Here is a 9,843-nt window from a genome sequence, read left to right as displayed (position 1 = left end):
TGTTCAAATACTTAATTGCGTAATGCTTCGTATGTTTATAAAGGCCTTCTTCTCTTAATTTTTTTAATGCACAAAGTAATGCTGGTGCCTTGTCTGTGGTAAGAACCGTTGGTTCACCAAATGTTTTTACTAATAAAAGCATAAGCAGTTTGATGATCGCGTTTTTTACGAAATTGAATATCCAATGTATGCCCGTCTTTATCTATTGCACGATATAAATAACACCACTTTCCTTTGACCCAGCCACTCTGTTCAGTAGCTTGCGTATTTTGAACTGTTTCTGCTGAACTTACAATTGGTTGAATGCTCAGACCAAGAGTTGTTGCTAAAGTAAATGCGGCGATCTGTTTTTTCATATTTTCATATTTTCATATCTCCTTTTAGATATTAAACTAGTGATTTATTATATAACATTATAAAAAGATTATCATATATAGTATTTTCTACTAATCAAATTTTTTTCACTCTAATATGTTTTTTATACGCATCCAAGTTCATCATAAAAATGAATAGCCACTTATTAGACTTCTAATTTCTTTTGAACGCTTAAATGTGCCATAATTCTGTTATTTTTATTTGTTTTAATTCTCATATCTCTAATGGTTCAGAGAGCCTTTAATCCCTATGTAAAACTTCACCTTCAAAGCATGAGTATTTCTCTAAAAAACCTCGCTAGATCTTGAATAAAAAATTTAGTAGTGTTCGTTAACTTTGTGTAAGGTTAATAACCTGAAAAGAAATACTCGCACAGATACATATATAGCTTGATTCATTATTTCACATCCTTCCCAACAAAACAGAACCAATGTTCGTGTGATGATCATATAATAAATTAAATGTCCATATTTATTAACCTATTTTTGGAATTAATTTATCTCTGTTTATTCATATTTTGAATGCAAAACAATAAAAAACCCCTTAGTATGGTTAATTACCCAAACGTTAGCGTTATTCCTTAACAAAATACTTGAAGTTTACTTATAAATATCAAGAAGCGATAAATTACAGTGACATAGGAATTAAATTAGCTATTAACATAAACAGCTTATATTTATTAGGAGAATTATACTTTGAAAAGGGATCAAATATATTAAAAATCAAATCTCAAGAAGAAGGGCTTAATTATATAAAGAAAGCCTTATTTATATTTGAAATGACAGAAAAAAACGAAAATGTAGAAATTATAAAAAAACACTATTTACAAAATAATATATAAAAAACGGTTCTGGTGCAGAAATAATTCGTTAGAACAATAGAACAGCAATATCCTATTAACCTTGAGATTAAGCAGCTAACTTAAATAACTTATGAATGGCTTCAACCTCATTTTGGGCATAGTTCACCCTTTGGTGAAGTTGCCCTTTTTTTATCATATGCATAGCCTCTATGCCCCTCAAAATCAAGGTAGCTGTACGAAATGATTTCAACCCTAACATGGAACGAACTCTCTTCTTTATAAAACGACGGTCCTGTTCCAAGATATTGTTGAGATATTTACGTTTCTCTTCTTTTAATGTTTGAATCGCCACTGGATAAGCCGGATTTTTATCCACTGTTATGACACGCGGCTTAGAAACATGAAAAGACCGTAAAGCCTTTTTGAAGAAGCGCTTTGCAGCCTTAAGATCCCTTGTTTTGCTTAGGTGAAAATCAATGGTGTTTCCTTCAGAATTTACTGCTCGATACAAATACATCCATTGACTTTTAACTTTTACATATGTTTCATCCACTCTCCAGGAATCATTCGTTTGTTTCAAGTGTTTTCGAATTCGCTCATTCAATTCGGGCCCATATTGATGAACACAGCGCATGATGGTTGTATGGGAAATGCTTAATCCTCGTTCTGCCATCATTTCTACCAAATCGCGAAAACTCAAATTGTACCGTAGGTACCATCGTACAGTTAATAAAATAACGTCAGGTTGATAATGTTTCCATTTGAATTGCATTGATTTTGTCATACTGATCACGTCCTTTTAGAATAATAGTATCAGTATGTCCACGTTTAGAAGATTATCTGCAAAAGCTTTGAAGTTTTTGCACCAGAACCAAAAAAACTAAAAACAAGTGCTGATCATCAACAGTGGCTATGTCCGAGTTTGATATATTTCTTGCACTAGAACCAAATTTTTGGATGAAAAATCTTAAATAGCCCCCTTAGTCAAGTTAAAAGGGGGCATAAATAAATTTCTATATCTCTATAATTGTAGTAGTTACAGATGATTTTGGATCAGCAAAAGTACTAACATCAGCTTGAAGTATATATGAAGCACCTTTCTCCAACCATACATCAGTGCTTTCCGTTATAGAGCCATAACAACCTCCAACATGTAAATCTGCAACAAGCTCAATAGTTGTGGGAGAGCTCTTCTTATATAAACTACAAGAAGCATCTGAGGCCATTGCTGTAGTCTTACCATAATATGTACATGTCATTTTCATGTACTTTCCTGTCCCGATAAGATCTAAACTTTTCGTTGAATTATCCGAATGCTTAGATGTTACTGATATAAGAGTAGCAGCATTCGTTGAAGGTACAAATACTGTGAAGATAATAATTATAGATACAATTAATAGAGAAAAATACCTTTTCATTACCAAAACCTCCTTATGTTATTAGTAAAAATCTCTTTGCTTATATCAAATAAGCTTATAATGCTCGAAAATACGTGTAAAGAAATACAAAAATACAAAATATCACATTATTAGACATAATATACTTTCAAATTAATAGTAATTATATGGCAAGAAAGTTATGAAACTTGAACATATTAATACTACTAATCTAAAAAATAGTCATCATGTATGTCTAATCTAGGCTAGACTTATTCAAGCGGAATACATGTATAAATGCATCTTTACGAAGTTTTTTGCCTCCGTCGAATTCCATTATTATTTCTTTACCTTTTTCATCAAATACTGGTAATGAATAATCATACCTGTATACAGTTTTCCCCAATAATATAAAGATCACTTCATGATATTGTGTGTATTCCGACGCTGAATTTCTAAATTTACTTACGTTCCACTATCTAGTTTTGCTAAAAAGTCTAAAATAATATCCTCGCTTAATGATATTAATAAAGGTGTTATATATGTTCGCTAATTTGATTGATTAAGGGTTTGTATATGTGTTCTTAATTTACTGATATACGCATTAAATTTGCAATAATATCATTATAAAATGAGTAAATATTACGGATTCCTAATGTATCTTCGAGATCTATCCCAATGAAATCAATATGATCCCAATTCTTTTTTGTAGCTGTATAATTCCAGACACCTTTTTTAGCATTTCCAGTATACGCTTGATTAGGGTGTCCATGTGGATATTGAGAAGAAATAACACTAACAAGTCCGTCATTCGGCCACCAATTTTTGGTGATAAAAGGTTCTTGATTATCTCTTGTATACTTCCCAATATGTAAACTAGACGTGTACATAAGCGGATTCATGGTCAGTAAAGGTAGGGCATGTCCTGTTAATAATGAAGAATATGTTGCATCCCCTGTATATGAGAAATAGTAGACATCATCAAATGTTTTTACCCATTGATTTAACTCTTTTGAGCCAGCTGTCGTTAAGTCATAAGCACTAATGTCCTTACTTTCCCAAACAGAGCTGTTTAACATACGATCTGCATATTGTAAGAAGCGCTCTCCTGGTTTACGCTTTAATCCCCATTGATCTAATTTAAAATCATAAACAAATGTTTCAGGATTACTTCCTGATAAACTAGCAATCTTTAATATAAACGTTTTAAGGAATGATGCCATGTTTTCTTTATCTGCAAATGTAGAACCATTATGTGGACTACCGATGCTTGTTACACTTCGTACCCAGTTCTTATTTCCTTCAAATAGTGAAGATACTCCTTCTTCAGGGTGTTGTGTAGCGTAGTCCTTCTCTTCTCTACTCCCTTCCTTTAGTAGTTGAACTAATACTCTCTCCGTTTGTCCACCCATACTATGTCCAACAAAATGAAGATTATTATCATCACTCCATTGACTATATATTCCCGGATATGTTCGTCCATAACGAGCATGTCCATGTTTTTTCGCATGTGCTGCACCATAATCTACTGTTCCACCTTTAATGTATGCATATAATTCAACTGCACGATCCCAATTACTTGAGAAAGGACCAACAGAAGCCGTAAATGTCCTATATCCTTGTTGATTTAAATTTGCTTCAATGTCTTTAAAACCTCCCCAATATTTAAAACCAAGTAGTTCATCTCTTCCCCATCCTGCTAAACCATGAATAAGAATAATCGGATCTTTTAGGCTTTGTTCCACTGCTTTTGACTTTATTGGCTTCCAAAATAAATTTATAATAAATAATATAGATAATACTCCATATAAAAATCGTTTCATAACACACCTCCTCTGTTTTTGTAATTATACTGAATTTTCTGTTATTTTCAAAGAGGATACATTATTTTCTCAACAATTTCCCCTTATATTCGGTTATAAAGTTTTCCTATAACTTCGTATCAAGCTAAACTTATGTAATTTTAATTAAATGGACTATATGAAAATCCAGATTATTATTTCCGTCGAATTCATAAAACAAATAACCGGTTCCTTAACATACAAGGAGCCGGTTAGTATTTCTCAGATACTATTAGGTTCAGAGACTAAAATTGTTTTAATGGAATTAATATCTTTTCTTTCATTAGTAGTTGGATCAAACCCCATTAAGTTACCAATAGCTGTATCGAAATTTTCAAGTGCTACTTTTTCCGTAATTAAATTCGATAATTCTGGAAGGTCTATAGCGCAGGATAAAGCCTTTTCCATCATGTGGTGCGCTTCTCCAGTTCCAATAATTGTAATTCCTTTTGATAGTAATTCAAACGGTTTAACCTTGAACTCATAGGTATCATCAAACCCCATCGGAATAAGCCTTCCACCTTTTTCAATAAGCGGATATGCCCAGTCTAGTTGATTACCTATGGCATCAAAAATCACATCGAACTTTCTTCCTTGATTAATCCGGTAGATTTCTTCTAAGGTGAGTTCTTGCGGATGATATACATATTTGGTTATTTTTCGTGCAGCTTCTGTTCTAAAGGGACCAATTTCCGTAGCAACTGTAATTCTAGAAAGTTTTCGAGCAATCATCTGAACTAACAGTCCAATTGGTCCAGACCCTAAAACTAGAACGGAATCATCTGGTTTTATATTAGCTTTTTCTATAGCGCTAAGAACACATGAAAGAGGTTCAATTAAAGTAGCTCTCTCCCATTCCATTGATTCAGGTAATTTGTAAATAAATCTATCTTCCCCAACATAATATTCTCCAAAAGTTCCATGAGAACCGATTCCTAACTGCCATTCATCGAACTCTTCACAATAGCATGTTAAACCTTTTCTACAGTAATAACATTTCCCACAAAACTGAGTAGGATCAATTACGACACGATCTCCTACGGTTACATTTCTAACCTCTTCCCCTATTTCCACTACGACTCCAACCGATTCGTGTCCCATAACCATATTTGGAGCAGCATACATCTTCCCCTTTAATACATTCAAATCGGTCCCGCAAATCCCAGTACCATAAATCTTGACTTTTACGTCATTCTTTTTTTGAATTTGAGGTTCTTCCACTTCTTTATATTCTAATGTTTTATTTTCAGTCCATACCAATGCCTTCATACTTTTCCTCGCTCCGTTTCCAATTAATTTGTTCCAATAAATTTTGGTGTAATTCTTTGGTAGAAGCTGCTATACATGACTGCTGGTTAATATAACTGAGATCTGTTAAAAGAGTTTCATCTAAAGAATTACCATACGCGTCAGTAATAATAACTCCCGCCTTTTCCGCTAGAAACACACTGGCAGCTATATCATATGGAAAGAGGTGTAAGACTTGACCATTTCCTACTCTTTGAAAATCTGGTAACAAATCTGGACAATCTTTAAGAAGTCTATTCCCGATATCTACATACGCATCCATTTGACCTGTAATAATTCGTGAAATAGAATAAGATGCACTATTAAATATAAATACGCCACCATTATTCGCTGACTCATCGATTAGATGTCCATAAGATTCAATCATTAAGTTAGTAGGATGACCATTAAACTCGAAACTCCAAAACATATTCTTAATGTCTTTGCCCTGGCTTAAATTTGGTAATTCGCTATTATAGCCTTCAAATTCTATAGAATTTGAAAAAATATCACTATACATGTAATTCCCTGTTTTAAGTTCCATTAGAAAAGCATATTCAATATCTTTGATTTTAGAATTGTCTTTGTATTTTGCTAGAGCAATAGAAATACAAGACATTTCAAGTCCTGCAGCTGCAGGACGAGTACCATCAATTGGATCTACAATTAAAATATATTGTGGATTTTCTCCAAAAATCTTAAGACCACCATCTTCAGTATAGAATGCAACAGGTTCTTTCTTATCTGATATATAATCAAGGACCGCATTTTCTGCTGCTGCATCAATATTAAACTGTGCATCTCCACCTGGAGAGTACCCATTAACTATACGGTTCTTCAAAGTCCCCTTTTGATTTTTCACCTTATTATATACGTATTTTCCTAACTCAATAATATAGGTTTTCACTTGATCTCCTCCAATAGATGAGTTAATTTATAACATAGTTCTTCTGCCTCACTTAGAGTAATAGTAAGAGGTGGACGAATTTTAAACACATTTCCGTAGCCATATCTAGATGTTCTGATAATTATGCCATGATCCATAGCACGTTTTGCAATATGATTTGTAAGCTCAACATCAGGTTCATTATTATCTTTTACTATTTCAATCCCAATCATTAAACCTACACCTCTTACATCTCCAATAAACTTAAATCTTTCTTTCATTTTTTCTAAACGTTCCATAATATAATTTCCAACCACAGTCACATTTTCCAAAAATCCAGGTCTTTGTAATATATCAATTGTGGTACATGCTGCTGCAGATGCCATTACATTCGATCCATAAGTAAAAGAATGATGGTGACCAGGCATACCCACATACTTCTCCTCAGTAAGGATAGCTGCAACTTGGAATCCAGTTCCACCTAAACCTTTAGCTACTGTCATCATATTAGGTTGTACATCAAAGTAATCAGCAGCAAACATTTTACCTGTTCTACCAAATCCCGTTTGTATCTCATCAAAAATTAATGCAATATCGTGTTCTTCACATAATTTTTTCAACGCTTTGAAATATCCCTTAGGTGGAACAATATTCCCTCCGTTTCCTGATATGGGCTCAACCATAATAGCTGCAACATTCCCTGTACTTGCATATTCAATAAAATCATTAATTCTCTCGACACACAGCATTCCACAAGAATCAGATTTTTGATTGTAAAAACAACGCAGGCAATAAGGATCTGGGACTTGCAATCCAAAGGAAAATTGAGGTGGAAATGGTTCTCTTCGAAAAGCATTTCCTGAAAGGGCTGACATCATATAGGTTTGTCCCAAATGGCTGCGGAACAAAGAAATAACATCACGTTTCCCGGTATTGTATTGTGCCATTTTAATAGCGCCTTCATTCGCCGCTGAGCCACTGCTAACTTTTGGGTGTGCCCTTGTGAGATTGCTAGGAGCAATTTCAACAAGCTTCTCTGCTAATTTATTTACAGGGTCTGTTTGATAAGATGAAGTAACATGAATAAGATTATCCATTTGATTTTTTACTACATCAATCACTTCCTTATTGCTGTATCCTAAATTCAAATTAAATGTAGCTGATGCACAGTCAAAATATTTATTTCCATCCTGATCGTAAAGGTAGATACCTTCCCCTCTCTCCATAACGACATTGTCTACTTTATAATACAGACTGTCAGGGTTTGTTAAACTTTTAACTTTACCGTTCATTTTTACAACACTCCTATTATTTTAGTAATGTTAAAATTTATGAAGAAATTTAATATGTTAGGGGGCCCAACCTAACTAATAATGGATTATGACTGTATTTACTATGCACCACAATTTGAAAATTGTTATTAAATAACAGTCTCATAATATAATGTGAAATATCCGTACTACAAGTTAAATTAAGGTGAATTATGTTGAGAAAATAAAAAATACGAAATTTTTAAAAAAATAATAAAAAAAGGTAGTATAATTAAAAATTGTTAACATTAAAAAATTTAAATTTAAAAATTTTTATTTTTCCTACATAATAATATTGGTAATATCTAGATATTATAGTTTTTTTATATGCAATTGATTTAAACAATAAATATATTATTTATAAGGAGGAGAAATAGTTGCTAAAACGTTTACTTTGGATAAGCTTCTTTTCTTACATGTTAATCGCTTTTACCTTAGTTATCATTGGTGCAATGCTACCCGAGATTCTAATTCACTATAAGCAAAATTATAGTAATGGTGGTTTACTCATCTTTGGTCAATTTGTTGGTTTTTTACTTGGTGTACTTAGCATGCCTATTCTAGTTAGAAAACTAGGACGGAAAAATGTAGTTCTCCTGGGTTTAATTATGATTAGTCTTGAGCTTTTTACATTTTTTCTACCAAATTGGTATTTTCTTTTTCCATTAGTCGGATTAGCAGGATATGGAGCTGGATTAGCGGAATCTTGTATTGGCACAATCATTTTAGTTACATTTCAAGAAAAACAAGCCACAGCAATGAGTAAACTAGAAGTTGCATTTGGATTAGGTGCACTATTCATGCCACTTTTCTCAAGCGTACTTATAAGTAAAGGTATTTGGGAATATGCATTTTTGATATTAGGATTGAGTTCATTGTTAGTTATACTCGGATGGAAGGTATTGTCTTTTGGTGAAGTCGATGAATTTCTTATAAAGAATACCAGTACTAATACATCTGTTAATAAAAAAACCGGTTCTTATACTAAAAAGACGTTTTTAATCATTACATTTTCTGCGATATATTTCTTCTGTTATGGTGGAAGTGAAGTATCTATTGTTCATTTTTTACCTTCAATTTTCATGGAAGAGTGGGAAGTCCCTAATTCTCTTGCAACACTGACTGTAACTGTTTACTGGATGGCAATGGTAATAGGGCGTGCGTTAACAGGTGTTATCTCTGAAAAGCTTACCTATAACACGTTTTTACTTTTAATTAATATTGGAGGTCTAGTTGTACTTATATTACTAGCCATTAGTGGAAATGTTTGGTTGGGTTTCTTTCTATGCTTCTTTCTAGGGTTATTTATGGCAGCAATGTTTGCCATTGCTTTAATTATCACAAACCTATATTTTCCTGGACAAACAGAAAAGACAACTAGTATATTATTAGCTACAAACGGTCTTGGTGGCTCATTAATTCCAATTATTATAGGACAGAGTATGGATAAGTACCCTGCTCAAATTACTTTTTGGCTATTTGCCTTTATAATGTTAATAATGCTAATATTGTTAATTGGAATTCAAATTTTGGGAAATACTCGGTTATCAGTTATACGAGAACACGATAATAATCACAAAATTTAGATTTAGGGGTTCTGATACAAATATATGAAGAAGAACATGGATAATAGTAGATTCCTATAAGTCCAAGTACTTGGCGGATGAACTCTTTCTGGTTTTGGACAGACTGATTCTGTAAATCAATCTGTCCCTTTTTTATCTGCATAATAAGATTTAAGTAGTCCAATATAAAAAACATTATGCAAAAGAAAACACCTACGCAGAACCATAGCTTAGGTGTTTTCTTTTTATTTATAGAGCATGCTCGGTCAGTCATATCCCTACAAACTCAAATTCTCCTATAAAGATAGTAAAAAACATAAAATCAGACATCTTTTGAAAAATATTAAAGGCTATTTAAATAATTCTAAAAAAACAGTACAGTTTCTATATAAATACATTTC

At 32.8% G+C, this 9,843-nt stretch carries 8 protein-coding genes and 3 pseudogenes; 2 read left to right on the top strand and 9 right to left on the bottom strand.

Annotation, left to right across the window (positions count from 1 at the left end; genetic code table 11):
* Positions 1-239 (bottom strand): annotated as a pseudogene (locus tag AZF08_RS16940) (DDE-type integrase/transposase/recombinase); the annotation flags it as partial.
* Positions 240-949: 710 nt separating this feature from the next.
* On the opposite strand from AZF08_RS16940, the pseudogene AZF08_RS31350 reads away from it, so the two are divergent.
* A pseudogene (locus AZF08_RS31350) lies at positions 950-1,216 on the top strand (transcriptional regulator); the annotation flags it as partial.
* A 67-nt stretch (positions 1,217-1,283) separates the two neighbouring features.
* On the opposite strand, the gene AZF08_RS16935 reads toward AZF08_RS31350, so the two are convergent.
* The 7 genes from AZF08_RS16935 to AZF08_RS16910 all read right to left on the bottom strand — a co-directional run bounded on the left by AZF08_RS16935 (position 1,284) and on the right by AZF08_RS16910 (position 7,859).
* Positions 1,284-1,961 (bottom strand): IS6 family transposase, encoded by a 678-nt coding sequence (locus tag AZF08_RS16935; protein ID WP_033678101.1) that lies wholly within the window; start codon positions 1,959-1,961, stop codon positions 1,284-1,286.
* A 229-nt stretch (positions 1,962-2,190) separates the two neighbouring features.
* The gene (locus tag AZF08_RS16930; RefSeq protein ID WP_033678102.1) at positions 2,191-2,595 is read right to left on the bottom strand and encodes a hypothetical protein; all 405 of its coding nucleotides are present in this window, start codon (positions 2,593-2,595) and stop codon (positions 2,191-2,193) included.
* A 214-nt stretch (positions 2,596-2,809) separates the two neighbouring features.
* Positions 2,810-2,974, bottom strand: a complete 165-nt coding sequence (locus tag AZF08_RS32200) for a YxeA family protein (protein WP_082246198.1) — start codon at positions 2,972-2,974, stop codon at positions 2,810-2,812.
* A 163-nt stretch (positions 2,975-3,137) separates the two neighbouring features.
* Positions 3,138-4,376 carry an esterase/lipase family protein gene (locus tag AZF08_RS16925; RefSeq protein ID WP_033678103.1) on the bottom strand — a complete coding sequence of 413 codons (1,239 nt, stop codon included), beginning with the start codon at positions 4,374-4,376 and terminating at the stop codon, positions 3,138-3,140.
* A 240-nt stretch (positions 4,377-4,616) separates the two neighbouring features.
* Positions 4,617-5,663 carry a zinc-dependent alcohol dehydrogenase gene (locus AZF08_RS16920; RefSeq protein WP_033678104.1) on the bottom strand — a complete coding sequence of 349 codons (1,047 nt, stop codon included), beginning with the start codon at positions 5,661-5,663 and terminating at the stop codon, positions 4,617-4,619.
* Complete coding sequence (locus AZF08_RS16915; protein ID WP_033678106.1) at positions 5,641-6,588, bottom strand: inositol monophosphatase family protein; 948 nt, start codon at positions 6,586-6,588, stop codon at positions 5,641-5,643. Before AZF08_RS16915 ends, AZF08_RS16920 begins: the two co-directional genes overlap by 23 nt.
* Complete coding sequence (locus AZF08_RS16910; RefSeq protein ID WP_033678108.1) at positions 6,585-7,859, bottom strand: aspartate aminotransferase family protein; 1,275 nt, start codon at positions 7,857-7,859, stop codon at positions 6,585-6,587. The genes AZF08_RS16915 and AZF08_RS16910 overlap by 4 nt, the downstream gene beginning before the upstream one ends.
* Positions 7,860-8,254: 395 nt before the next feature.
* On the opposite strand from AZF08_RS16910, the gene AZF08_RS16905 reads away from it, so the two are divergent.
* Positions 8,255-9,463 carry an MFS transporter gene (locus tag AZF08_RS16905; protein WP_033678110.1) on the top strand — a complete coding sequence of 403 codons (1,209 nt, stop codon included), beginning with the start codon at positions 8,255-8,257 and terminating at the stop codon, positions 9,461-9,463.
* 58 nt (positions 9,464-9,521) lie between these two features.
* Here AZF08_RS16905 and AZF08_RS29990 read toward each other — a convergent pair.
* A pseudogene (locus tag AZF08_RS29990) lies at positions 9,522-9,602 on the bottom strand (IS6 family transposase); the annotation flags it as partial.
* Positions 9,603-9,843 lie beyond the last annotated feature (241 nt).

The sequence above is a fragment of the Bacillus gaemokensis genome, from assembly GCF_001590835.1.
GTDB classification, from domain to species: Bacteria; Bacillota; Bacilli; order Bacillales; family Bacillaceae_G; genus Bacillus_A; species Bacillus_A gaemokensis.
Note: the sequence above shows the minus strand (reverse complement) of the source record. Positions and strands in the feature narration are given on the sequence as shown.

Coding starts and splice junctions, on each gene's coding strand:
- AZF08_RS16920 (WP_033678104.1), bottom strand. CDS start 5,663: ATGAAGGCATTGGTATGGACTGAAAATAAAACATTAGAATATAAAGAA.
- AZF08_RS16930 (WP_033678102.1), bottom strand. CDS start 2,595: ATGAAAAGGTATTTTTCTCTATTAATTGTATCTATAATTATTATCTTC.
- AZF08_RS16910 (WP_033678108.1), bottom strand. CDS start 7,859: ATGAACGGTAAAGTTAAAAGTTTAACAAACCCTGACAGTCTGTATTAT.
- AZF08_RS16935 (WP_033678101.1), bottom strand. CDS start 1,961: ATGACAAAATCAATGCAATTCAAATGGAAACATTATCAACCTGACGTT.
- AZF08_RS16925 (WP_033678103.1), bottom strand. CDS start 4,376: ATGAAACGATTTTTATATGGAGTATTATCTATATTATTTATTATAAAT.